This is a genomic window from Caballeronia sordidicola, assembly GCF_001544455.2.
Classification (GTDB): Bacteria; Pseudomonadota; Gammaproteobacteria; order Burkholderiales; family Burkholderiaceae; genus Caballeronia; species Caballeronia sordidicola.
This window is the reverse complement of the sequence record NZ_FCOC02000019.1, coordinates 81,292-105,447: the sequence shown is the minus strand read 5'-3', so window position 1 is coordinate 105,447 and position 24,156 is coordinate 81,292. Positions and strand designations below refer to the sequence as shown.

At 60.2% G+C, this 24,156-nt stretch carries 21 protein-coding genes; 2 read left to right on the top strand and 19 right to left on the bottom strand.

The window, feature by feature from the left end; translation table 11 throughout:
- Positions 1–71 precede the first annotated feature (71 nt).
- Genes AWB64_RS24165 through AWB64_RS24155 form a run of 3 tightly spaced genes read right to left on the bottom strand, consistent with a single transcriptional unit; the run spans position 72 to position 2,687 of the window.
- Entirely contained in the window at positions 72–869 is a 798-nt protein-coding gene (locus AWB64_RS24165; protein ID WP_060857957.1) for a GolD/DthD family dehydrogenase, read from the bottom strand.
- Positions 870–895: 26 nt separating this feature from the next.
- Entirely contained in the window at positions 896–1,840 is a 945-nt protein-coding gene (locus AWB64_RS24160; RefSeq protein WP_060857956.1) for a transketolase family protein, read from the bottom strand.
- On the bottom strand, positions 1,833–2,687 hold the full coding sequence (locus AWB64_RS24155; RefSeq protein ID WP_060857955.1) for a transketolase: 855 nt from the start codon (positions 2,685–2,687) through the stop codon (positions 1,833–1,835). Before AWB64_RS24155 ends, AWB64_RS24160 begins: the two co-directional genes overlap by 8 nt.
- A gap of 180 nt (positions 2,688–2,867) precedes the next feature.
- On the opposite strand from AWB64_RS24155, the gene AWB64_RS24150 reads away from it, so the two are divergent.
- A complete protein-coding gene (locus AWB64_RS24150; RefSeq protein ID WP_060857954.1) occupies positions 2,868–3,635 on the top strand; it encodes a DeoR/GlpR family DNA-binding transcription regulator in 768 nt (255 codons plus the stop codon).
- Positions 3,636–4,385: 750 nt separating this feature from the next.
- Here the strand turns inward: AWB64_RS24150 and AWB64_RS24145 are convergent.
- The 16 genes from AWB64_RS24145 to AWB64_RS24070 all read right to left on the bottom strand — a co-directional run bounded on the left by AWB64_RS24145 (position 4,386) and on the right by AWB64_RS24070 (position 23,249).
- Positions 4,386–5,600: an MFS transporter gene (locus AWB64_RS24145; protein ID WP_341845249.1), complete on the bottom strand. Its 1,215-nt coding sequence runs from the start codon at positions 5,598–5,600 to the stop codon at positions 4,386–4,388.
- Positions 5,601–5,803: 203 nt separating this feature from the next.
- Positions 5,804–6,742, bottom strand: coding sequence for a substrate-binding domain-containing protein (locus tag AWB64_RS24140; protein ID WP_060857953.1), 939 nt, complete (start codon positions 6,740–6,742; stop codon positions 5,804–5,806).
- Between the two features lie 27 nt (positions 6,743–6,769).
- Positions 6,770–7,762 (bottom strand): ABC transporter permease, encoded by a 993-nt coding sequence (locus AWB64_RS24135; RefSeq protein ID WP_208603311.1) that lies wholly within the window; start codon positions 7,760–7,762, stop codon positions 6,770–6,772.
- Positions 7,763–7,765: 3 nt separating this feature from the next.
- Positions 7,766–9,253: a sugar ABC transporter ATP-binding protein gene (locus tag AWB64_RS24130; RefSeq protein WP_060857951.1), complete on the bottom strand. Its 1,488-nt coding sequence runs from the start codon at positions 9,251–9,253 to the stop codon at positions 7,766–7,768.
- A gap of 70 nt (positions 9,254–9,323) precedes the next feature.
- On the bottom strand, positions 9,324–10,346 hold the full coding sequence (locus tag AWB64_RS24125; protein WP_060857973.1) for a zinc-dependent alcohol dehydrogenase: 1,023 nt from the start codon (positions 10,344–10,346) through the stop codon (positions 9,324–9,326).
- Between the two features lie 128 nt (positions 10,347–10,474).
- Entirely contained in the window at positions 10,475–11,491 is a 1,017-nt protein-coding gene (locus AWB64_RS24120) for an aldo/keto reductase (protein WP_060857950.1), read from the bottom strand.
- Positions 11,492–11,675: 184 nt separating this feature from the next.
- Positions 11,676–12,527 (bottom strand): shikimate dehydrogenase family protein, encoded by an 852-nt coding sequence (locus tag AWB64_RS24115; protein WP_060857949.1) that lies wholly within the window; start codon positions 12,525–12,527, stop codon positions 11,676–11,678.
- Positions 12,524–13,531 (bottom strand): Gfo/Idh/MocA family protein, encoded by a 1,008-nt coding sequence (locus AWB64_RS24110; RefSeq protein ID WP_060857948.1) that lies wholly within the window; start codon positions 13,529–13,531, stop codon positions 12,524–12,526. Before AWB64_RS24110 ends, AWB64_RS24115 begins: the two co-directional genes overlap by 4 nt.
- 24 nt (positions 13,532–13,555) lie before the next feature.
- Complete coding sequence (locus AWB64_RS24105; RefSeq protein ID WP_060857947.1) at positions 13,556–14,488, bottom strand: electron transfer flavoprotein subunit alpha/FixB family protein; 933 nt, start codon at positions 14,486–14,488, stop codon at positions 13,556–13,558.
- 11 nt (positions 14,489–14,499) lie between these two features.
- A complete protein-coding gene (locus AWB64_RS24100) occupies positions 14,500–15,249 on the bottom strand; it encodes an electron transfer flavoprotein subunit beta/FixA family protein (protein WP_060857946.1) in 750 nt (249 codons plus the stop codon).
- Between the two features lie 52 nt (positions 15,250–15,301).
- Positions 15,302–16,261, bottom strand: coding sequence for an ABC transporter permease (locus AWB64_RS24095; protein ID WP_060857945.1), 960 nt, complete (start codon positions 16,259–16,261; stop codon positions 15,302–15,304).
- A gap of 7 nt (positions 16,262–16,268) precedes the next feature.
- The gene (locus AWB64_RS24090) at positions 16,269–17,768 is read right to left on the bottom strand and encodes a sugar ABC transporter ATP-binding protein (RefSeq protein WP_060857944.1); all 1,500 of its coding nucleotides are present in this window, start codon (positions 17,766–17,768) and stop codon (positions 16,269–16,271) included.
- A 17-nt stretch (positions 17,769–17,785) separates the two neighbouring features.
- Positions 17,786–18,805, bottom strand: a complete 1,020-nt coding sequence (locus AWB64_RS24085; protein WP_082850618.1) for an ABC transporter permease — start codon at positions 18,803–18,805, stop codon at positions 17,786–17,788.
- Positions 18,802–19,881, bottom strand: coding sequence for a sugar ABC transporter substrate-binding protein (locus tag AWB64_RS24080; protein ID WP_060857943.1), 1,080 nt, complete (start codon positions 19,879–19,881; stop codon positions 18,802–18,804). The genes AWB64_RS24085 and AWB64_RS24080 overlap by 4 nt, the downstream gene beginning before the upstream one ends.
- 90 nt (positions 19,882–19,971) lie before the next feature.
- Complete coding sequence (locus AWB64_RS24075) at positions 19,972–21,645, bottom strand: GMC family oxidoreductase (RefSeq protein WP_060857942.1); 1,674 nt, start codon at positions 21,643–21,645, stop codon at positions 19,972–19,974.
- 95 nt (positions 21,646–21,740) lie between these two features.
- On the bottom strand, positions 21,741–23,249 hold the full coding sequence (locus AWB64_RS24070) for an aldehyde dehydrogenase family protein (RefSeq protein WP_060857941.1): 1,509 nt from the start codon (positions 23,247–23,249) through the stop codon (positions 21,741–21,743).
- A gap of 212 nt (positions 23,250–23,461) precedes the next feature.
- Between AWB64_RS24070 and AWB64_RS24065 the strand changes: the two genes are divergently transcribed.
- Positions 23,462–24,145, top strand: a complete 684-nt coding sequence (locus AWB64_RS24065) for a TetR/AcrR family transcriptional regulator (RefSeq protein ID WP_060857940.1) — start codon at positions 23,462–23,464, stop codon at positions 24,143–24,145.
- Positions 24,146–24,156 lie beyond the last annotated feature (11 nt).

The following is a 24,156-nucleotide window of genomic DNA, read 5'->3' as shown; positions in this document are numbered from 1 at the left end:
TGCGGTCTTTAGCCGCTTGCTTCCTTCTTGATTCTCTTTTGATTCCGCCACGCACGATCAACGCTTGCACGTCAGCAAATCGTGTAGCCGCCATCGATCATGATGTCCGCGCCCGTGATCATGTCCGACCCATTTGAAAGCAGAAACAGGATGGCTGCGGCGATTTCATCGGTGTAAGCAAAGCGGCCGACGGGTATCGTCTTTTTCATCGCCTCGCCTTTTTCGCCTTCCCAAGCCGCGGCGCCCATTGGCGTAAGGACGACAGTCGGCGATACGGTATTGACCGTGATCCCACGGCCGGCCCATTCTTTCGCCAGCACTTTGGTCATGCCGATCAAACCTGCCTTCGCCGATGTATAAGCGCAATGCTGGTCGATTGCCACCGTCGCCGCTTGCGAAGCGATGTTCACGATCTTGCCGCCGTGACCACTTGCCAGCACTTTCCTCGCGAAGTGCTTGGCGCAAAGAAATGGTCCCGTCAGGTTGACCGCGATCTGGCGCTGCCATTCTTCGAAGCCTATATCTTCTGCACGCGTAAGCGTGATGCACCCGGCCGCGTTCACGAGCAGATGAAGGTCACCGAAATGTTCGTGCGCAGCAGCGATCGCGGCCTCGACTTCAGCTTCCTGCGTGACGTCGCAAGCGAAAGCCACCGCGTTCGACTGACCCAGTTCCTCAATAGCCGCAGGCACGCGCGCTTCCTCGAATTTCGGATAGAGGATTGCCACGCGTGCGCCTTTGCCGATCAGCGCGGCGTTGGTCGCCATTGCAATGCCGCCGAGGCCGCCCGTCACCACCGCGACCTTGCGGTCGAGCCGGAAATCGAAATCCACGCCATGGCGCAGCGACATATCGTATTGAATGCTCATGCTTTGTCTCCGTCTTGTCCCTGGCGCTAGCGTGCGTAAATGGATCGCACGGTCTGCGCAATGCCCGCTGCATCGATCCGATAATGTTTGCGAATGCCTTTGCGCGTGCCGTAGTGCGCGAATTCGCCCTCGTTGATCCCAAGCATGGTGAGCGACTTTGACAGACGCCGGCGAGCCAGCAACACCGCCACCGTCGCGCCAATACCGCCGTGCAGCGAATGCTCTTCCACGGTCACCACCGCGTCGTGCCTTTCAATGATCGCCGCGAGCGAGTCGTGATCCAGCGGCCTGAGCGATGACAAATTGACGAGTGTCGGCTCGATCCCATCCTCGCTTTTGAGCGCCTCGCACGCATCGAGCGCTTCGCCGACGACCGAACCCAATGCAATGACCACGACGTCCTTCCCATCAATCAAAACGTCCGGCCGGCCAGCCTTGAACTGGTAATGCGCGTCATGAACAATCGGGAACTGCGCATTGTCGAGCCGGATATAGACCGGCCCGTCAATGGACGCTGCGTACTCGATTACCTGTCCCGTCTCCACGGCATCGCAGGGCGCGAAAATCTGCACGTTGCCAAAGCCGCTCATGACAGAGATATCGTCTATTGCGTGGTGCGTCGACGCCAGCGGCCCATAAGCCACGCCTGCGTTCAAGCCGAGCATCTTGACGTTGGTCGCGCTATAGCAGATATCGTTTTTGACCTGCTCGTTCGCGCGCCCCACGAGAAACGGCGCGGCGTTAGCCGTGAAAACCGTATGACCGCCGAGCGCCAGTCCCGCCGCCATGCCGACCATGTTCTGCTCCGCGATCCCCACATTTACCACGCGATCCGGATATGACTTCATGAACGCCCCTATCTTCGAAGTCGAAGTCGAGTCGGCCACCATGACGATGATGTCCTGCCCCGCGTCCGTCAGGCGACCGATCGCACCTACCGCGCCGTCGCGCAGATCACCGTACTCACGCATCTTCGAGCTCCCGCAACGCCTGCTTCAATTGATCTTCATCCGGAAACTTGTGATGCCAGGCCGGAACGTTTTCCATGAACGACACGCCGCGTCCTTTGATCGTGTTCGCGATGATTGCCTTTGGCTTTCCATTTTTCGTATCAAGACTTTCTATTAGTTTCCAAATTTGATCGACTTCGTTGCCGTTGACATCGTGCACTTCAAAACCGAAAGCCTTGAACTTATCGTCCAGCGGTTCGAGATCCATGATGTTGTGCGTAAAGTCGGCAAGCTGAAGGCGGTTCCGGTCAACGATCACCACAAGGTTCGACAACTCGAAATGCGCGGCCGACATGGCCGCTTCCCAATTGGAACCTTCCTCGAGTTCTCCGTCGCCGGTCAGCACGAAAACACGCCCGGTGGTGTTCCCGCTCCCGGCGCCATGACGCTGCTTCGCCATCGCAAGCCCGGCGGCGATAGGCAGTCCGTGACCAAGCCCACCCGTGTTGACCGTGACCCAGTTCGGCAGCTTCTGACGCACAGGGTGGCCTGGAAGACGAGAATCGTCTTTGAGGTAGGTGAGCAACTCGCGGTCTTCGAGCCAGCCGAGTTCCGCGAAACACGCATACAAGCCGCCAACGCCATGACCTTTGCTGAGGATGAACTGATCGAGCCATTCAACCGATTGATCTGCTTTTACTTCGTAACGCATCACGTGGAAATAGAGCGCCGCAAGGATGTCCGCCTCGGACATGTCGCCACCCGTGTGGCCACTCTTTGCGGCGGAGTTCATGACGCAAATCTTCTTGCGAATTTCCTGCGCTCTCCTGTGCAGCGTCTGCCCGGTCTGCTTGTACGGGTTTTCCATTTCCTACTCCTTGACCTTCTTTTTCACTTGGCTTTTAGTTTCTTTTACTTTCTATCGAAAGTCAAACAAAAAGACTGAGACGCGGGAAAACACCAACTCCGGCATTTCCTTCAAAGGGATGAGGCACAATATGGAGTCGACGCGGCACGCGTCTAGCCAAGGCTTTGCAGGGAAAGCGGAATGGATCAGAGGACCAGAACAGAAAAGATCTTTGAAATGGTGCAGGCCATGAAGCTCGTGAAACTTTCCGAGCTTTCCACCGAATTCGGTGTGTCCATGCCGACCATTCGCAAGGACGTCGATGAACTGCAGAAAGGCGGACGGGTGGAACGCGTCCACGGGAATGTGCGGCTCGCAATGCGTCAGCCCAAGGCGCAACTTGAGGCTTACGACGCAGGCATTCTTCCCACCAGCGAAGAGAAGGCGCGCATCGGGCGCAAGGCGGCAGGCTTCATAACGAACGGGGACTCGGTCATCCTCGATTGCGGCGCGACCACGACTGAACTGGCACGGGCGTTATCGGAGCGGCAGAATCTGCGCATCGTCACCAACGCGCTGAACATCGCCATAGTCCTGGGAAGCGAGCCGACGAACCGCGTGATGTTGACAGGCGGGATTTTCAAGGCGGAGACCATCGCGGTATCGGGCGAAAAAGCATCAGCGTTCTTCGAAGGAATGTTCGTCGATAAACTTTTTCTCGCAGCCGGCGGGGTGTCGATGGAAGCGGGAATTTCGTATCCGGACTTCATCGATCTGCATGTGAAGCACGCCATGATCGGTGCGGCGCGTTCGGTCTATCTGCTCGCGGACTCGAAAAAATTCGGCAAGCGCGAATTCGCGACGTTCGGGGCAATGGACAAGATCGATTACCTCATCACGGATACGGGACTCGACAAGCAGCATGCCGAATGGATCACCAGCAATGGCATCGAGATCATTTACGCCTAGTTATTTAGTTGTCACTGCACCTCGCTTCGACGGAAGTGGCCAAGGCTATCCCTATCGCTGAAGTGTTCAAGCGCTTCGGTCAGTGGAATAAGGATCGGCTACTCAGGCAGTAGAGGGTATCGCTTGCTCACTTGACACCGGGCCCGCTAATGGGTGTCGACGATTCTACTCGCTGCGTCGAATGACTGGATCTGACTGATTGGGTGAGGTCATCAACGTCCGCTTTACGGTGCTCCAGTCCGGAAAACGCTGATTCGGCTGACTGGCCGCTTTCGAGAGGATCGTATGACCGGAGTAAGTCGCGCTGCGGCAGTCCACTTCCTGAACTCATTGCTCGGAAGCGGTCACTGGAATTCTACGGCCCGTAAGCGGCCGGTCGGCAGTGCGTACTCCCGACCCACATCAGCGTTCGCTCTGCTGTAAAGCCAAAGGCCGCTTACGATGGCACGACGGACATTCGCAAACCAGCTACATGCCGACCGACGAACCTTCAATGGATTTACACGCAGATTGTGCAGCCGCTCTATTCCTGCCCGCGCAGTGCTCATTTGAGGAGAAAAGGACCACGCCTTCGGTGGAGAGACTGGCGATGTCAGCGTGGCCATCAATCCCCCCGCTACTCGACATTCGCGCGACGTGTCGAATGGCACGTCGCCCCAGATTTCTTCTTCTCGGTAGCGTTAGGCTGGCACATGAAGACTCCAATCAGTTCGATGTTTAAACGGCTCCGGCATTGACCTCAGACTGCAATCAAGTCACCGAATCGGCTGGCATGGACCCAAGGTCCGTTCGCGGATTCGAAGTCCGAATCAGGCGCATGATAGTCCATGCGATCACGTATGCCGACCCACATATAGCAAACAATATGTTGTAGCCCGCATTGACGTTTCCGAGAGCCTTGAAGTGATCAAGGAGCGCACCGACGAACAAGGGAAAGACAGTTCCACCAATTGCGCCAGCCATGCCTCCCATTCCGACAATCGATCCCACGAGCCTCTTCGGGAACATGTCCGACGCGGTCGTGAACAGATTCGCAGACCAGCCCTGGCGTGCTGCGGCGGCAAGGCTGAGAAGTCCAACGATTGCCCAAATGTTGTCGATCCAGGGCGAAAACGCTATGGGTACCACGAGGAACGCCAATCCAAGCATGGTGATCTGACGTGCGCGAGTGACATTCCATCCGCGAGCCATCAGGCGCGACGATAGCCACCCGCCCGAGATACTGCCAATCGAGGTCGCTACATAAACGACCACCAGCGGCAAGCCTAGATTCTTAAAATCAAGATGGTATCGGGAACAAAAATAAGAAGGGAGCCAGAACAGCATGAACCACCATATCGGGTCCGTTAGCAGCTTGCCCATGACAAACGCCCACGTATGACGGATCTTCAACAGCGAAATCCAGCTCACAGATTGTCCCTTCTCGTCATCCCTGGCTCGATTCTCGTTGATGTATTTCAACTCTTCCACTGAGATCGTCTTGTGCTTTTGTGGCGCGTAATACATCAAATACCAGAAGCCTAGCCAAACAAACCCTGTCAACCCCGTGACGAGAAATGCGGCTTGCCACCCGTAGGACGCAGCGAGCCAAGGCACCAGCGCTGGCGCGGCCACCGCACCGATGCTGGTGCCGGAAGTCAGGATGCCAACCGCCAGAGCCTGTTCTCTTCGCGGAAACCATTCGGAAACCGCCTTGACAGCTGCCGGAAAATTTCCCGACTCTGCCAGACCAAGCAACGCACGCATGAAGGAAAAGCCAAGCGTGTTGCGCACGAGGGAATGTCCGCAGGCGGGAATGCTCCAGACAAGCACGCATATCCCGTACCCCAGCTTCACGCCGTACTTGTCGACCAGTTTTCCGGAGAGGATCAAGCCGATCGCATAGCAGGCAATAAACACCACCACCATGTAGCTATATTCGGTTTCGGCCCAGTTGAAACGCATCGCGAGTTCGGGCTTCAACAAGCCGAGGACTTGCCGGTCAAGGTAATTGATCGTCGTTGCGAAAAAAAAGCAAGGCGCAAATACGCCACCGATATCTTGTTCGATCCATACGCTACCTCTTTAACGTTTGTAGATCCCGACGTTCGCGGGATCTAAAATGCGAGTTGCCGAATGCCAGAAGAGATCTGCGCGTTTCAGCGACTGACGTAATTTCGTCGGCCGTTTTAGAAGGCCGGCTTCACCGAGTCAATGTTTTCCTTTGTGACCCGGACAGTTGGCAACACAACCTTGGGCGGCACCTTCTCCCCTTTCAGGATCTTTATCGCGACTGCCATGCTTTCAGTTCCAGCGGGCGGATACAGCCACGTGGCCGCTTCGTCACCGGCCCGGATCGCTTCAAATTCTTCCTTCTGCCCGTCGAGGCCCAACACCTTGATCTCGCTCGACCGGCCACTCTCCTTGATCGCCTGGATCGCGCCGAGCGCCATCTCGCCGTTCGCGGCGAATACAAGGTCGACCGTGCCAGCCGGATGCGCCTGCAGGATGTTCTGCATCACAGCGTAGGCTTTCGGCCTGCGGTAATCGGCCGGTTGTTTCGCGATTACCTTGATGTCCGTGGATTTCCCGGTCACCGACGTGACGCCGCCTATCCGGTTCACGGATGTCTCGTCACCTGGAATGCCTTCGAGCAATACGATGTTGCCTTTGGGCTTGCCGTACTTTTTTGTCAGCGTTTCGACGATGTACTGACCGGCATCCACACCCAGTGCGCGGTTATCTCCCGATACCATTGTGATTGCGCCCGCGTTCTCGATCGGCTTGCCGACGAACATGTACTGCACGCCTCGCTCCTTTAGCGACGCCAGCTCCTGCCGCAAACCCTCTGCTTTCCCGGCCTGCACCAGAAGAAGCTTGATCCCCTTCGACTCCATGTCTTCGATGCCTGCGATCTGGCCCGCGACATTGCCCTGCCCGTCGGTGGCGAGCACGCGTACGCCGGCCGCTGCGGCAGCGTCGTTGATCTGCTTGCGCTGGGTCGCGAGCCACGGATGATCGAGACTCTCCTGCGAAAGGCCAATCGTGTCGGCAGCGAGCGCGCTCGCGACACATCCGAATGCGAGAGTCGTGGCTGCCGCTATCTGCATCAGCTTCGTGTTGAACATCGTTGTCTCCTGGGATTTACGACCGGTCTATCGGCCCTTTGAACGACTGAGTTGCGCGTGGATCAACACCGCGCCGACAATAATTGCGCCCTTGACGATCAACTGCGTATAGGCAGGGATGTTGAGCAGATTGAGAAGGTTGTTCAGCACGCCGATCAGCAAGACACCAACGATCGTGCCTCCGATTCCACCCGCGCCACCCGACAGACTCGTACCACCGACCACTACAGCGGCAATCGCATCGAGTTCAAGCCCCTTTCCGAGGTTCGCTTCACCGATGTTCAGTTGCGTCGACATCACGAGACCGCCGAGCCCCGCGAACAACCCGGAAAGGCAGTAGGCAATCACGCGAATCCTGTCGACAGGTACGCCCGACAGCCGCGCGGCTTCCGCATTGCCGCCCACGGCATACACGTGCCTTCCGTAGCGCGTCATTCTCAGAATTACCGCCGATGCCACCGCCATCACGATGAAAAGCAGCGCCTGAACGGGCAAGCCTGCGAGGCGTCCACGTCCAATCCATGCAAGCGACGCCGAAACACCAATGACCGGCTGACCATCGGAATAAGCGAGTCCGACGCCGACAAGCGCCGTCATCATGCCAAGCGTGACGATGAACGGCTGGATACGGCCTTTGGTCGTGATAGCGCCGTTGGCCCACCCGCAAATCAGCGCGATTGCGAGGCCGCCCGCGAGCGATGCCACCGGCCCATATGGCTTGAGACCCGCAATGGCGAGCGTCGTGAGCGCGAGAATCGATCCGACGGAAAGATCGATGCCCGCCGTCAATATCACGAACGTCATGCCTAGCGATGTCAGTCCCACCACCGACACCTGGCGTACGACATTCAACAGGTTTTCGGCCGTGAGAAAGTAAGGCGATGACACTGCCGCCGTCACGCACAGGAGCATGAAGATGGCAAGAATGCCAAAGCGCTGGATGAGCTCAATGCGCCGATACGCGCTGCCTGAAAATCTTCCGCTCGAAGCGGTGCCCGACATAGGCTCTGCGAATGCCATGATTTACCTCGCTATCATTTGAAGGACCGACTCTTCTGTTGCGCCATGAGCGGAAGCTTCCCCCGTCACTACGCCGTCACGCAGCGCGACGATGCGGTCCGCCATGCCCAGGAGTTCAGGCATTTCCGAGGAGATCAACAGAACCGCCTTGCCCGAGCGGGCAATCTCGTCAATCAACCTGTAGAACTCGACCTTCGCGCCGACATCAACGCCCCGCGTCGGTTCGTCGAGAATCAGAAGTGTGTAGTCGTGGGCAATCCATTTGCCGAACACGACCTTCTGCTGATTGCCACCCGACAAAGTTCCGACGGGCACTTCCGCGCTCGATGCCGACACCGCGAGTTGCCGGCACACGGACGCCACTCGTGACTGTTCGCGGCGGCGGTTAACGAAGCCGAAGCGACAAATGCTCTTAAGTGTGGGAAGCATCGCGTTCTCGCGGATGCTGAGGCCGAGCACCAGCCCTTGAGCCTTGCGATCCTCCGGCACCAATGCGACGCCTGATTCGATCGCCTCGGCGGGCGTCTTCGGGCGATGTGCGCGCCCTCGCAGCGATATCTCGCCTGACGCGATGTCGTCGAGTCCGAAGATCGCACGGGCCACTTCCGTGCGTCCCGCGCCCACGAGTCCCGCGAGACCAACGATCTCACCGGCACGTATGCTAAAAGTGACGTCCTTTACGCGTTCCGCGAGTCGCAGCGCCTTTACATCGAGCACGATCTGCGCAGCAGGTTCGTCGCCGTTGTCGCGCCGATCAGGAAAGCGTGTATCGACTTCGCGGCCCACCATGAGTCGTATCAGAGACGCGCGATCGAGGTCCGCCACCCTACGCGTACAGACCGAGCGACCGTCTTTCATGATCGTGCAGGTGTCGCAAAGGTCGAAAATCTCATCCATCCGGTGCGACACATAGAGAATCGTCACTCCATCGCGCGACAGGGTTCGCACGACGTTATAGAGCAGGGTCATCTCACGATCGGAAAGCGTCGCGGACGGTTCATCCATGATCAGCACGCGCGCTGAGACGGCGAGCGCCTTGGCAATCTCGACGAGTTGCTGCTCAGCTACCGAGAGCGTGCCGACACGCCGACGCACGTCGATCGGTGCACCGATGCGCGCGAGCAGCGCCTTCGCTTCGCTGCGCATGGACGCGGCATCGAGGAAGCCCCCACTGATCCGTTCACGGCCCAGAAAAATATTCTCGGCAACACTCAAGCCGGGGATCAGGTTGAACTCCTGATAAATCGTCGATACGCCCACCGTCGCTGCTTCGCTCGGCGATGCCGGTGAGTAGGATTTGCCGTCGAGTAACAGTTCGCCCTCATCGGGAGCAGTGGCGCCGCTCAGAATCTTGATTAGGGTTGATTTGCCCGCACCGTTTTCTCCAACCAGCGCATGCACGGATCCACGGCTGCATGAAAACTCGATGCGATCCAGCGCTCGTACACCGGGGTAGGACTTGCTGATTCCCTTCACTTCAAGAGCTTTCATGGACTGCCTCTGCTGAGAGAAACGACACCGCGTTGACACGACTTCGAACCGCTGCGGCGGCCCGGGCAATTCATGCGACCTGCAACTGGATCTTCAATACGTTCCTGTCTTCGGCAAGGCGCTTGAACGCCGCCTGAACGTCATCGAGTCGATAGATCGTGGTGAGAAACGGCGTAACGTTCACACGCCTGTAGCCGAGCAGGGTCGCGGCCTCGTGCATGTCGTCGCCCATACCGGCGACACTGCCTTGCACGCCCTGCTCGCGCAGCACGAAGTCGAGCGCGGAAATCCTGAACGTATGACCCGGCTTGGCGAGTCCGAACGCAATCACGCGGCCGCCAGGACGGATCAGCGTGAATGCCTTTTCGTATAGTTCGGTGGAACCGACGCTTTCAATCGCGACATCGACGCCGCGTCCATTGGTTGCGCCGCGCACCGTGGCCTCGAGCTGGGCGGGGTCGGTCACGACCATATCCGCGCCCAGTTCTTTTGCGAGTCGCGCCCGCTGCTCATTCGGCTCGACGACAATGACAGGCGCCGCGCCCGCACGGACGGCGAGCTGCATATGCATCTGGCCGATCGGTCCCGCGCCGATGACCAGCACACTCTCGGCAAGCCGCAGATGGCCCTTGCGAAACGCGCGCACGATGCACGAAAGCGGCTCGACCATCGCGCCTTCTTCAACGGGCATCGCCGCGGGCAACGGGACGACCGCATAGGCCGGCACGCGCACGTACTCGGCCATGCCGCCATTCACATGGATGCCGAGCTGAACCATCTGCGTGCAGTTGAGAATCTCGTTCTTGCGGCAATAGAAGCAGCTACGGCAACCGAGATTGATGTCTGCGGTGACCGCCTGACCGACCTTTAGCCCTTTAACGGCTGAGCCAACTTCGGCGATCGTCCCGGAGAACTCGTGTCCCGGAATCAACGGCAGACGGTCGCTTGAGTAGTTGCCGTGATAGATGTGCAAATCGGTTCCGCAAATCCCGCAGCGCTCGACCTTTATGAGCACATCGGACGCGCCGCATTCGGGAACAGGCACGTCGCGCAGCTCGAACTGCATCGGAGCAACAAGTACAGCAGCTTTCATGACTTCTCCCTGACATTGAAACGCGGGCACGACCTGTCCCATCCGCCACGCAATCGCGCGGTGGAGGAGGCGGGCGCGGAACCCGTGAGACGTTCTTTGCTACCCGATTGCGGGTTGGCGACGAACCGCTATTGAGGAGTGGGCGCATCCTGCCGGATCAGCTCACGACGCTTCAGTTCGGCCCAGAAAGCTGACGGGATCTGTGCCCGGAACGTTTGCAGGTTGTCTTCCAGTTGGGCGACCGTGCGCACGCCGGGAATGTTGGTGGGTATTGCCGGGTGGGCGAGGACGAACTGCAGCGCCGCCGCTTTCAAAGGCACCGAGTATTCCCGACACACTTCCTCGATCTTGCGTACCCGTTCGAGAACCGTATCGGGCGCGGCCGAATAGTTGTATTTCGCGCTGGGAACCGCGCCCGTCGCGAGGATGCCGCTGTTGTAGCCGCCACCCAGGATGACCGACACCTGCCGCTCCTCACACAGAGGCAGGAAGCCATCGAGCGCGTCCTGCTCGAGCAGCGTGTAACGTCCGGCGAGCAGCAGACAGTCGAAGTCGTTGCATTTGATGGCCTCATGCGCAACCTGCCATTCGTTCACGCCCACGCCTACCGCCTTCACGACGCCTTCGTCGCGCAACTTCAGCAGCGCCTTCGCCGCGCCCGACATGGCCGCCTCGAACATTTCCGGCTGCCTGTCTTCGTGCGTATAGCTGTCGATGTCGTGGATCAGTGCGATGTCGATGTGCTCCAACGCCAGTCGCTGCAGGCTGTCCTCGATCGACCGCATGACACCGTCGTAGCTGTAGTCGAACTTCATTTCGAACGGCAGGCCGTCGACCCACGGCGTAAAGTCAATTTCCGCGCGCTTGCGAGGCTTGAGAAGCCGTCCCACCTTCGTCGACAGCACATATTGGTCGCGCGGATACCAGCGCAACCCCTGCCCACAGCGAGCTTCGCTCAAACCATGGCCGTACATGGGAGCCGTGTCGAAATACCGCACGCCGGCGCCCCAGGCGGCCTTGATCAGGGCCGCGGAATCCTCCTCCGTGATCGGCCGGAAGATGTTGCCGATCGGCGCGGCGCCGAAGCCCATTAGCGTTGTTTCGAGTCCCGAGCGCGGCCATGTGCGCTTTTCTGCTGGATTCATCGTTGTCTCCTGTCGACCAGAGTCGGCGCTTTCGCGCGTGGTCTGGTCCGATGCAACTCGTTGCGAAGGAAAGTCGGCTATCTCCGGACTTATTTCATAACCCACCGGATAGTTACTTACGACTCATACTATGTCCCGATCCTGGAGCAATCAAAGGGGGTTTTCCCGAAGCCTTTTCGCCGCCTTACTGAGATTCGATCTCTGCCTTGCAGGCGGCTGTTGAACATTCTTGCGATTGCGCAAGCAGACCTAGAAACGCCACCATCTCTTCGACCGAGCTTTCGAGCAGATGCCGCCCCGGATGAGTGGCTAAACCTCGGGCTTCCGCTTCTTCCAGCAGGCGCGTTTGTGCCGGCTTCATGATCAGGTCGGCGATGACGGCATGCGGACCAGCATCGCCGAGGTCGATCGGAAGTGGATCGCCAGCGCGCATGCCACATGGCGTCGCGTTGACGACGAAATCGTGACCGGCCCGAGCGCGCGCCGCACTCTCTCCGACGACCACGCCGCTCCCGCGCCCCTGTAATGCCTGCGTGAGCCGCTGCAACGACGTTGCATTGCTGTCGAAGAGATCGAGCGATGCGATACCCGCGTCGATCAGCGCATGCGCGACTGCCACACCCGCGCCGCCTGTACCGACAATCAGCGCCGATTTGCCGCGAACCACATGCGCACGACCAAGCAGGCCTTTCACGAAGCCGGCACCGTCGAACATCGCGCCCGTCCAGGAACCGTCGGCTTCGCGCCGTAGACAGTTGACCGCGCCAGTTTGCTGCGCCGCTTCCGACAATCGCGCCGCGTAAGCGGTCGCCTGGAGCTTGTGCGGCACCGTCACGACCACACCGGCCAGGTTGGCGATGCCATGCAGCCCATCGAGCACAAGGCCAAGGTTCGCAGCGGGCACGTGAAACGGTACGAGGGCCGCATTCACGCCGTGCCGTTCGAAGAAAGCATTGAAGAGTTGCGGCGACTTTGCCTGCGCGATGGGGTCGCCCAGAATGGCAACGATCCGTGTTTCTCCATCGATGTGCGTCACGGGCGGCGTCCTGTCTGTGCGGTAATGCGTTCGATCAGACGCTGCACGCGCAGCGCATCGTCGCCGGTTACCAAAGGGGTGCGGTCCTCGCGAATCGCGCGTAGAAAATCCTTCAGCAAATCGCGATGGGCCGTATGGGAAAAGTCCATCGGCTTTGCGCCAAATCCCGACGACGAAGGATCATGAAATTCATCGACACGACCATCGTGGAAAAACGCGCGCAGATGTCCCCCTTCGAGAACCGCTGTCCCATTGGTGCCGATCAGCTCAATTCGCTCAGGAAAACCTGGATACGCCGCCGTCGTCGCAAGCACGTGACCGGCGGCGCCGCTTTCGAACGTGAGTGTGGCGCTCGCGAAGTCTTCTGCTTCCATCGAATGCAAAGCTGTTGTTGCCGTTGCACCGACTACCGTTGATACGTCTCCCGCCAGCCACATCAGAATGTCGAGCGAATGAATGGCCTGCGTCAGCAGCACGCCGCCCCCATCGCGGGCATACGTCCCGCGACCGGGCTCGTCGTAGTAGGACTGGGGCCGCCACCAGCGCAGATCGACCCCGGCATAGGCGATGGCGCCCAGTGCGCCGCTCTTCGCGAGCGTTGCAAGCCGCCCAATAGCGGGACGAAAGCGATTCTGGAAGACCACACCGAGTTGAACACCGGCCTTGCGACAGACCTCGACCGCGCGTTCTGCGCGAGGCATCGATATGTCGAGCGGCTTTTCAAGCAGTACATGCTTGCGCGCGGCAGCGGCCTGCTCGACGAGTTCGAGATGCGTGTGCGGCGGCGTCAGCACCAGAACGGCATCGACACGTGCATCATCCAATACGGCGTTGAACGAGCTGGCAATCGGGAAGCCATACGTGTTGGCGAAGCGCTCCAGCCGTTCGGCCGACCGGCCGACTACGCCCACCACCTCCACTTCGTCGTTCAGCTCGTTTAGTGCAAGCGCGTGAGGTGTTGCGGCCAGACCGGTGCCAACGATCGCAATTCGACTTTTACGCATCGGTACGTCCTCTACGAAGCTACTTCAGATAAGCGCCGTCAACTCTGGCACGGCTTCGAACAGATCCTGAGCCAGACCATAGTCGGCGACGCTGAAGATCGGCGCTTCTGGATCCTTGTTGATGGCGACGATGACCTTGCTGTCTTTCATGCCGGCCAGATGCTGGATCGCGCCGGAAATGCCGACGGCCACGTACAACTGCGGCGCGACGATCTTGCCCGTCTGGCCGACCTGATAGTCATTCGGAACGAAGCCCGCATCTACGGCGGCACGCGACGCGCCCAACGCCGCACCGAGTTTGTCCGCCAGGGGTTCGAGCACCTTCGTGTAGTTCTCGCCGTTCCCCAGTCCACGGCCACCCGACACGATGACGGAAGCCGATGTCAGTTCCGGCCGGTCGAGCTTGGTCAATTCGCGGTTCACGAACGCGGACATTCCAGCGTCCGCAGCGGCTTGGATTTTCTCGATCGACGCGCTGCCGCCTTCGGTCGCCACGGGATCGAAGCCCGTCGTACGCACGGTGATGACCTTGACGGGATCGCCCGATTGCACTGTCGCGATCGCGTTGCCAGCGTAGATGGGGCGCTCGAATGTATCGGCGCTATCCACAGCCGTGATGTCGCTGACTTGCGCGACGTCGAGATGCGCCGCAATGCGCGGCGCGATATTCTTGCCGTAAGCGGTAGCGGGCGCCAAGATATGCGAATAGTCCCTCGCGATATTCAGCACCGTGCCTTCGATGTTCTCAGCCAGTCCGTCGGCGAGTTGCGGCGCGTCGGCGAGCAGCACTTTGGAAACGCCCGCGATCTTCGCGGCGACGTCGGCTGCGCCCTGCGCATTCCAACCCGCAACCAGCACGTGAATATCACCGCCGATCTTCGACGCAGCGGCAACCGTGTTCAGCGTTGCGGCCTTGATCGATGCGTTGTCGTGTTCTGCAATTACCAGAATCGTCATTTCAACCGTCCTTAGAGTACTTTGGCTTCGTTCCTGAGCTTCTCGACCAGCGCCTTCACGTCCGGCACCATCACGCCGGCGGAGCGCTTCGGCGGCTCGGCGACTTTCACCGTCTTCAGGCGCGGTGCGACATCGACGCCGAGATCGGCAGGTTTCAGCGTCTCCAATGGCTTCTTCTTCGCCTTCATGATGTTCGGCAGCGTAACGTAGCGCGGCTCATTCAGACGCAGATCAGTGGTGACGACTGCAGGCAGCTTGAGCGAGAGCGTTTCCGCGCCGCCATCGACTTCACGCGACACCGTAGCTTTGCCGTCCGCAACCACGACCTTCGATGCAAACGTCGCCTGCGGCAAGCCAGCCAACGCGGCCAGCATTTGACCCGTCTGATTCGAATCGTTGTCGATGGCCTGCTTGCCGAGAATCACCAGTTGCGGCTGTTCCTTGTCGACAAGCGCCTTGAGAATCTTCGCGACCGCGAGTGGCTGCAATTCTTCCGTCGACTCAACGAGAATCCCGCGATCCGCTCCAATGGCTAGCGCCGTGCGCAGCGTCTCCTGACACTGCGTCGCGCCGCACGACACCGCAACGACTTCCGTCGCCACGCCCGCTTCCTTCAGGCGAACCGCTTCTTCAACGGCGATCTCGTCGAACGGATTCATCGACATCTTCACGTTCGCGATATCGACGCCGCTTCCATCCGACTTCACGCGAACCTTGACGTTGTAATCGACCACTCTTTTGACCGTGACCAGAATTTTCATGTGCAACCTCTTCCTTCAACAAGAGCCGGCGCGCAACGGGCCGGGTCGAATCTCACTTGATAACCAGCACCTTCGAACGATCGAACGCCACCGTCACCGCGACGATCAGGATCAGTCCGAACACGATCTGCTGCGCGAACACGCTAATGCCAACGAATGTCATGCCCACGCGCGCGACCGACACGAGGAGCGCACCCACCAGGGTCCTGCCGATTCCGCCCGCGCCACCCGTCAGCGCCGTCCCGCCGACGATCACTGCGGCGATGGCGGGAAGCAGGAACTGATCTGCCAGCGTTGGCGAACCGCTGCCCAGCCGGCCTGCCATGACGACACCCGCAAGCCCGGCAAAGAAAGACGACGTGCCGAACACCAGGCATTTGGTCACCCAGACGCGCACACCCGAAGCGATCGCCGCAGGCTCGCCGGCACCGATCGCGTCAGCGTGGCGGCCGAATACCGTCGATCGATGCAGAAACAGACAGAACGCAAACACTGCGACGCCAAGCAGGATTTCATGCGGCACACCGAACGAAGTGCCCGTGGTCCAGCCGAGCGAAGCGTTGCGCATCTCGTCGCTGATAGCGATGGAGCGCGTACCGGAGAGCGTCAACGCAGCCGCCGACGCAATCCCGCCCACCGCAAGCGTCGCGATGAAGGACGGAATGCGCAGCATGGTCTGGATCAAGCCGCTAAGCAGGCCAATGCCAAACGACGCAGCGAGTGCGACGACAGCAGCCATCGCTCCGTAACGTGGCAGCAGCATCGCCACGATCACGCTCGCAAGTGACGCCACGGATTGCAGCGACAGGTCGATGCTACCGAGCAACACGACAAAGGTCGTGCCGGCCGCCATGATGAACAGCGTCGAACTGTCGGCGAGCAAGCCGAGTTGCGTCGAAGGTGCCAGAAAGCTCGGCTGCGCGATTTCAATCAACACGTACAGCACGATGAGTGCGAAAAAGGGCGCGTTGTCGCGCAGCTTCGCCGCGAGTAGTGCGTTCAGTTGTGGCATGTTGACCTCAGACCATGTGTTCGACAATTTCGACCTGCGAGGGCTTATGCCCGACCTCGCACGGCAGGACCTTTTCGGCATGGCCGTCTCGCATGACCATCACGCGATGGCTGAGCCCTAGAATCTCTTCGAGCGTATCGCCCGTCAGCACGACGGCGACACCCTCCGCTGTCAGTTCGCGGATGAGTTGATAGACCTCTTCCTTTGCACCGACATCGAGGCCGCGCGTCGGATGATCGAGCACGAGAATCCGGCTGCCTGCGAAACGCCATTTCGCGAGCACCACCTTCTGCTGGTTGCCGCCCGACAGGTTACGGCAGGATGCATCAGGTCCTGGCGTCTTGATGTGTAGCCGCTGGATCCATTCGTTGGCAAGCGCGCGTTCGCTCGCCTTGCGCACGACGCCGCCACGACTGACGGCGCTCAGGCGAGGCAGCGTGAGGTTTTGCGCGACGCTCATCTGGGTGACGAGCCCTTCGACCTTCCGCTCACGCGGAACGTACCCAATGCCAAGCGCGACGGCATGATTGGCCTGCGGCTTCAGACGGGTCGTACCCACCATCACTTCCCCCGCGTCGAGCTTTTCCAGCCCCGCAATGATCCGGCACAGCTCCTCGCGCCCGGACCCGACCACGCCCGCGACGCCGAACACTTCGCCGCAATGGACATCGAAGGAAACGTCGTTGAGCACCTGCCCCAGCGACGCGTGGCGCACCGACAGTGCGACCTCCGCGCGGCAAGGCTTTTGCAGGTTCTCGCGGTAGTACTCGCTGTGCAGGGACCGGCCGACCATCAGTTCGTGGAGCTTCGTCACCGACGCATTGCCCGACGACATCTCCGACACCACCTTCCCATCTTTCATCACATACACGCGGTCGCTGAGCGACAGCAGTTCATCGAGCCGGTGCGATACGAACACGAACGACGCGCGCGACTTGAGTTCACGCACCAGTCCGAACAGGATGTCGATCTCCCCGGCCTCGAGCACAGAGGTCGGCTCGTCGAGCAGGATGATCGGCGTGCCGCCCGTGCGGCTCGCAAGCGACAAGGCTCGCGCGAGTTCCACCATCTGTCGCTGACCGAACGACAGGTCCTCGCACAGCGTCAGCGGATCGACGTCCAGATGAACCGTGGCGAGTTCCTTCTTCGCGGCCCGCTTGAGCTTTGCCCAGTTCATCCGGCCGAAGGTGACGAAGTCTTCTTCGCGACCGAGGAACAGGTTCTCGGCGACGGTCAGATTCGGCAGGATCGATTGCTCCTGATAGACCATCGCGATGCCCTTGGACGTCGCGTCGCGCGGATTGCGGATCACGAGCGGCTTGCCGCCAAGCTCGATCTCGCCCGTGTCCTGGCGGTATGCGCCCGTCAGGAGCTTCATCATCGTGGATTTTCCCGCGCCGTTTTCGCCAATCAGACCGACGATTTCATTCGGCCTGACTTCAATCGATACGTCGTCCAGGGCGAGCACACCAGGAAAGCGCTTGGTGACGTTCTTCAGTGAAAGCATGTCTGTTCTCCTCACGCTCATTTGACGATGCGCCGGCGCGAGCGATTGAGCGCGAGGGTCACGGCCGCGATGATCAATACACCCTGGATGCCCTGTTGCACGTAGGGAGGCACACCGAGCAGCACCATGCCGTTGCCGAGCACAATTACGATCAGCGTGCCGATCAATGTGTTCATCGGGCTGCCATTGCCGCCTGCGAGCGAAGTACCGCCCACTACGATTGCGGTAATCGCAACGAACAACTGACCATCGGCAATGCGTGCGTGTCCCTGCCCGTATTGCGCAACAGCGAGGATGCCCGCCACGCCATAGAAAGCGCCTGCCAGCGCGAACACCGCGATGCGCACGCGCGATACCCGCACCCCACTTAGCCGCGCGAGATCCTCCCCGCCACCGATTGCGAGCGTGTGTCGGCCGAGCAGTGTGTGTTTGTAGACAAACCACGCAATCCCGAGCATCGATATCGCGATCCAGACCGACAGAGGCAGACCCAGATAGCGCGTAATCGAGATGGCGCGCAGCGAAGGGTCGCTCACACGGATCGTGTTCCCCGACAGCCACGCCGTACCGATCCCCGTTGCGACGAAGCCGATCGCCAGTGTCGTGATGAACGACGGAATGCGCAGAAACACGTGCAGCACGCCGTTGGCAAGACCCAGCGCGGTACCTGCGGCAATCGCCACGGCCAGCACCCACAGCCCGAAGTGGTTGTCGTTGTACGAGTTCTCGACCAGCATCGATACCGCAATCGCTGCGACCGCGACGATGCCTTCGGCCGACAGGTCGATGCTGCCGAGCTGAATCACGAACGCGGCACCGAGTGCGATGGTGAGAGGAATCGCTGCACCTATCGCAATCCGCGACAAATTCATCGGATCGAAGAAGTCGCGGTTCAACGCGCCGATGCAAAGACCGAGCGCCACCAGCACGAGGAGCGGTGCAAATCGTCGCACTAATGCCTGCTTCGATACGATCAGGGTCCCGGTTGTTTTTGTAGGCATGGCCTGCCGGGTGGGCGCTACGGTCAGTTTGTTCATCGATACACCACTGGACCCGCGACGCGGGCATAGAGATTGTTCCAATCACCGCCAGGCGCAGCCGCGCGCTTCAGCACGTCCTGGACATTCGCCTTGGTCACGAACGTTGCCTTGCAATAGGACTCGCGCCGGTCTTTAGGCAGCGCTGCCACGGCGATCTTTTTCTCCTTCGCCTGGAGACCCATTGCGAGACCGATGCCACCCAGCCAGTACGGATCCCAGTCGACGGAAGCGACCAGCTCACCGGCCTTGATCGCGCTCAGACCGGGTGGCGTGCCGTCCATGCCCGTCACGGGCATCTGGCCTGCGAGACCTTCGGCGCGCAGTGCCTCGATCGCGCCAAGCGCCATGTCGTCGTTCGCGGCCCACACGCCTTTGATCTTCGAGTTGAATCGCGTCATCCACGCCTGCATGATCGGAAACGCCTTTTGCGAGTTCCAGTCCGCGACCTGGAAATCGAGCAGCTGGATGCCAGGAAACTTCTTCAGCGCTGCGTCGAGCCCGGCCTTACGCTCGATCGCCGGCACGTTGCTGAAAATGCCGCCAAGCGCGACGACGCCTCCCTTGCCGCCCATCTGCTTGAACAGCTGCGTGGCGGTTTCTTCACCGTACGCGACGCCGTCATAGGAAAGATGGGCTACATAGTTCGGGTTCACGTCCCACGGATGCAGATCCTTCGGCTTGTTCCAGATAGTCGTGACGAACGCGCCCGCTTTCGAGCAGGCCTCGACGATCACGCGCGCATCGGCGGAATCATTCGGATCGACGTTGAGCACGAGATTGCCGCCCGTTCGTTGCAGCAGTGCGCGAATATCCGCGATGCCTTTCTCGGAGCTTCCTTCAGTGGTGAGCGGCACATATGGCAAGCCGACGCTTGCCGCGAAGCTTTGCGCGCCCTTGTTGAAGGCCGCGTGATACGGGTTCGTTAGCGACCGGAACGAGCAGGCCAGGGTGGTCTGGCCCGCACCGAGCGATAAACCCGAAACACTGCTGCCAACCATGGCAAAAGCCGCCCCTGCACCGAGCTTGATGAAGTCACGGCGTGAAAGAGCCGAGTGTTGATCGTGTTTGGACATGATGTCTCCTTCCAATAAATATATAGATAGTTACTCATTGTTATGGAGTTCGATACCAGAACTCTCCCTCTCAGGCCGTGCGGCCCAACCCTACGCCAGCGTCGCGGCGGCAACGGGCACTGCCCGGCCGGAATAGCTGGCCAACTGGCCTGCCGCCGGCGCCTGCGCCACTACGCGCCCGCGAATCAGGTCCGACGCTTTCTCCGCGATCATCAGTGTCGGCGCATTGGTGTTCGAACTGACGATGCGTGGCATGACGGATGAATCCGCGACGCGCAGACCTTCGATGCCGTGTACCCGCAACTGCGGATCGACCACGGACATGTCGTCCACACCCATCTTGCAGGTACCAACCGGGTGATACCCGGTGCGCCCGTATTGCTGCGCGTACTCTTCGTATTGCGTCTGCGTGCGCACAGTGCCGCCAGGGAAGTGTTCGCTTTTGATGAACTTGCGCAGCGCGTTCTGCGTCATGATTTCGCGGCTTTGACGAATGCCTTCCACAGCGACCTTCAGGTCATAGGGATCGCGGATATAAGCGGGGTCGATGACGGGCGCATCGGCGGGGTCCGCGCTGTGCAGCATTACGCTGCCACGGCTTCTCGGGCGCAGGAAATATGAATTGAGCGTGCAACCCGAACCTGACGGAACAGGCGGCACGCCGGCCTCGACGCCGGCTCCAGGCAGGAAGTGGAACTGCAGATCGGGCGTCGGCACGCTGCTATCGGAATACCAGAACGCCCCGCCCTCGGCGATGTTCGACGTGACCGGACCCTTGTTGAAGATTTTGTATTCGAGGCCGGCGAGCAGCATCATGTGCTTCTTCGCGTACTTGTCGAGGCTATAGTGGCCGTTGAGCTCGTACACGATATCAATGTCGAAATGATCCTGCAGGTTCTCACCGACGCCATTGAGCGAATGCAACGGCTTGACGCCCGCGCGCTCCAAGGCCGCGGGTCGGCCAATGCCGGAGAGCATCAGTAACTTGGGAGAACCGATCGCACCCGCCGTCACGATCACTTCGCGCTCGGCCCGCGCAACGACAACGTTCGTCCGCGAGTGCTGGTCGGCGAACTCGACACCCACCGCGCGCCCCTTCTCGATCACGATGCGTGACACCAGGCAATTCGTCTTCACCGTCAGGTTGCTGCGAGCGCGCGCGTCCCGAAGATAGCCCACTGCGGCACTGCAACGCCGCCCATTGCGCTGCGTGACCTGATACACGCCGACGCCTTCCTGTTGCGCGCCGTTGAAGTCGCTGTTGTACGGCAGGCCGGCTTCCTGACCCGCGCGGACGAAAGCCTTGGTGAGTTCATTGACGGTGATGAGGTCGGACACGCCGAGCGGACCGCCGACGCCGTGATACTCGTTGCACAGGCGCTCGTTGTCTTCCATCCGACGCAGATAGGGCAGCACGCCGTCGCGAAAGCCCCAGCCTGTGCAACCGTCGCGCTCCCAGGCGTCGTAATCGGACGGCTGGCCGCGCGTATAAACCATCGCATTGATCGAACTGCCGCCACCGAGCACACGGCCCTGCGCGAACGGAATCTGGCGGCGTTGTGTCTCGGCTGCCGCCGCGGTGCGATAGCCCCATGTCAACGGGCCACCCGTCATCTTGAAGAAGCCGACGGGCATATGGATGTAGGGATTCGTATCAGCGGGACCGGCCTCGAGCAACAGTACCCGGTTGCTTGCGTCTTCACTCAGACGTGCTGCCAACGCGCAGCCTGCCGGGCCACCACCCACGATCACATAGTCATACATTGCTGTCTCCGATTCTGCGTTCCGCGGCCGCGCATTTCCGTGTGGCCCAACCGTTGCGCGCGGTTCTCAGCGACCGCTTTCGTTGAAAAATGGCCTTACGCGATCCAGCGTGGCCGGTTGCCGAGTTGAACATGCACGGACTTGAGTTCCGTGTACTCCTCGACGCCATAGCGCCCCGTCTCGCGACCGATGCCCGATTGCTTGACACCGCCGATCGGCAGTTCGGGACCGCCCGTGATCGTGCAGTTGATCCAGATGCGCCCGGCCTGCACCTCGAGCAAGCTCTTGAATGCGCCTTGCAGGTCGCGAGTCCAGATGCTTGCCGCGAGGCCGTACGGCACGCCATTCGCCAACTGGATGGCCTGCTCGAAGGTATCGAAGGCGGTGACCGAGAGCACCGGCCCAAAAATTTCTTCCTGGGCGAGTGTGCTGCACGGATGCACGTTGCGGAACACCGTCGGCTGAATAAAGAAGCGCTCGCCTTCATTGCTGGAAGTGCCGCCGCAGACGAGTTGCGCACCATCGCGCGTGCCGGCGTCGATGAAGCCGCGAATCTTGTCGAACTGCCGCGCTTCGACGATGGCGCCGACGTGGTTGGACGCGTCGAGCGGATCGCCGACACGCACCTTTCCAAGTACCGCCTTCACGCGTTCGACCAGTTCTTCTTCGACCGAGCGGTGAACGACGAGGCGGCTACCCGACACGCAGCACTGCCCCGCGTTGAAAGCGATGCCGAAGGCGATGGCATCGGCGGCATCGTCGAGATCGGCATCGGCGAAGACGATCTGCGGATTCTTGCCGCCCAGTTCCAGCCCGACCTTTTTCATGTTGCCGCCAGCGGCCGCGAGCACCGAGCGGCCCACGGGCGTCGAGCCGGTGAATGAAATCATGTCGACGTCCATGTGTTCGGCGAGTGCCTGGCCGACCACCGAACCGAGCCCCGTCACCACGTTGACCACGCCATCGGGCAGGCCTGCCTCGGTGAGCAACGCGGCGAGCTTGAGCGTCGTGGTCGACGTCAGTTCCGCGGGCTTGACGACCACCGTGCATCCCGCAGCCAAGGCAAACGGCAAACGTTCCGAAAGAATGAAGAACGGGAAATTCCACGGTGTAACGATGCCCACCACGCCGACCGGTTGCCGCACGACCAGACCGAACATGTCGGGGCCGAGCGTGTCGTGCGAGTCGCCATGCACGACGCGGGCAAGCCCCGCCGCATATTCCCAGATCCCTGCCGCCGCAGTGACTTCGCCGCGCGACTGGCCGATGGGCTTGCCGCTTTCGAGGGTCTCGAGATACGCCAGCGTCTCCACGTTGTCGCGAATCAGTTGCGCCGTTTTCAGCAGCACCGCTGCACGCGCCTCGCCCGACAGCCGCGACCAGCGGCCGTCGTCGAATGCACGCCGCGCGGCGGCGACGGCGACATCCAGGTCACGCTTCGATGCCCGCGTCGTGGCCGTCACCGGCACGCCATGCCCCGGACTCTTGCGCGTTACCCATTCGCTATCTGAGCCCGAATAGTCCTTGCCGTCAATGAACATCGGCGTACGCACCGGTTCGGACGGTAAGCGCAGCGAGGCTGCCAGTTCACCCAGATCTTTCATTCCTGCCTCCAATATGTGCAATTCTTTACGGCGTCGCTCGCAACAATTTCTCGGCGAGGGCAGTGTCGTCGCCCTGTCCCTGGCCTGAAGCGCGATGTTGTTGGCCCAATTCTGCACCATCCAGTTACTTCCTGACAACCGGTCTTTTGGTTTATAGTCACCGTCATTAGGCCCCTGTACCGGCGTATCAACCCTACTTCTCTACGACCCATATGACCGTTGCAACCACGCCCCAACAACGCGCATCGAAGTCCGCAGAAGCGGTTGTCACGCGGCAGCCCCGGCAGCGTGACCCGGAGGTCACCAAGGCCAACATCCTCGAAGCTGCGAAAAAAGAATTCGCGAAACTCGGCCTGGCCGGCGCGCGTGTCGAAGCGATTGCGACGCGCTCCAAAGCCAACAAGCGGATGATCTATCACTACTTCGGCAGCAAGGAGGAGCTCTTTGTCGCCGTTCTTGAAGATGCTTACGCCGACATCCGTTCTGCCGAGCAGAAGCTCAATCTCGACCATCTCTCGCCGGACGACGCGCTCGTTGCGCTGACCACGCATACCTGGAACTACTACCTTCGAAACCCGGAGTTCATGACGCTCGTGAACAGCGAAAATCTTCATAAGGCACGCCATGTCAAGAAGTCTCAGCGGTTCCACGATCTGCACCAGGGCTTTATCTCCATGTTGCAGCGCATCCTCGATCGCGGCGTCGAAGCGGGCGTGTTTCGTTCGGGTGTCGACGCACGGCAACTGCACATCACGATGGCCGCTATCGGCTACTACTACCTGACGAACCGTTTCACGAGCGGTGTCATCTTCGACATCGACTTCATGGACAAGGCAGCGCTGAAAAGCCGTCTTGAGTTCAACATCGAGACCATCCTGCGAATCGTGCGCCCCTGACAACCCGGGCG

Bases quoted from the DNA above. Each gene is read 5' to 3' on its own strand.
- AWB64_RS24165 (WP_060857957.1), bottom strand. From the start codon at position 869: ATGAGCATTCAATACGATATGTCGCTGCGCCATGGCGTGGATTTCGAT.
- AWB64_RS24160 (WP_060857956.1), bottom strand. From the start codon at position 1,840: ATGCGTGAGTACGGTGATCTGCGCGACGGCGCGGTAGGTGCGATCGGT.
- AWB64_RS24155 (WP_060857955.1), bottom strand. From the start codon at position 2,687: ATGGAAAACCCGTACAAGCAGACCGGGCAGACGCTGCACAGGAGAGCG.
- AWB64_RS24150 (WP_060857954.1), top strand. From the start codon at position 2,868: ATGGATCAGAGGACCAGAACAGAAAAGATCTTTGAAATGGTGCAGGCC.
- AWB64_RS24140 (WP_060857953.1), bottom strand. From the start codon at position 6,742: ATGTTCAACACGAAGCTGATGCAGATAGCGGCAGCCACGACTCTCGCA.
- AWB64_RS24135 (WP_208603311.1), bottom strand. From the start codon at position 7,762: ATGGCATTCGCAGAGCCTATGTCGGGCACCGCTTCGAGCGGAAGATTT.
- AWB64_RS24130 (WP_060857951.1), bottom strand. From the start codon at position 9,253: ATGAAAGCTCTTGAAGTGAAGGGAATCAGCAAGTCCTACCCCGGTGTA.
- AWB64_RS24125 (WP_060857973.1), bottom strand. From the start codon at position 10,346: ATGAAAGCTGCTGTACTTGTTGCTCCGATGCAGTTCGAGCTGCGCGAC.
- AWB64_RS24120 (WP_060857950.1), bottom strand. From the start codon at position 11,491: ATGAATCCAGCAGAAAAGCGCACATGGCCGCGCTCGGGACTCGAAACA.
- AWB64_RS24110 (WP_060857948.1), bottom strand. From the start codon at position 13,531: ATGCGTAAAAGTCGAATTGCGATCGTTGGCACCGGTCTGGCCGCAACA.
- AWB64_RS24105 (WP_060857947.1), bottom strand. From the start codon at position 14,488: ATGACGATTCTGGTAATTGCAGAACACGACAACGCATCGATCAAGGCC.
- AWB64_RS24100 (WP_060857946.1), bottom strand. From the start codon at position 15,249: ATGAAAATTCTGGTCACGGTCAAAAGAGTGGTCGATTACAACGTCAAG.
- AWB64_RS24095 (WP_060857945.1), bottom strand. From the start codon at position 16,261: ATGCCACAACTGAACGCACTACTCGCGGCGAAGCTGCGCGACAACGCG.
- AWB64_RS24090 (WP_060857944.1), bottom strand. From the start codon at position 17,768: ATGCTTTCACTGAAGAACGTCACCAAGCGCTTTCCTGGTGTGCTCGCC.
- AWB64_RS24085 (WP_082850618.1), bottom strand. From the start codon at position 18,805: ATGAACAAACTGACCGTAGCGCCCACCCGGCAGGCCATGCCTACAAAA.
- AWB64_RS24080 (WP_060857943.1), bottom strand. From the start codon at position 19,881: ATGTCCAAACACGATCAACACTCGGCTCTTTCACGCCGTGACTTCATC.
- AWB64_RS24075 (WP_060857942.1), bottom strand. From the start codon at position 21,645: ATGTATGACTATGTGATCGTGGGTGGTGGCCCGGCAGGCTGCGCGTTG.
- AWB64_RS24070 (WP_060857941.1), bottom strand. From the start codon at position 23,249: ATGAAAGATCTGGGTGAACTGGCAGCCTCGCTGCGCTTACCGTCCGAA.
- AWB64_RS24065 (WP_060857940.1), top strand. From the start codon at position 23,462: ATGACCGTTGCAACCACGCCCCAACAACGCGCATCGAAGTCCGCAGAA.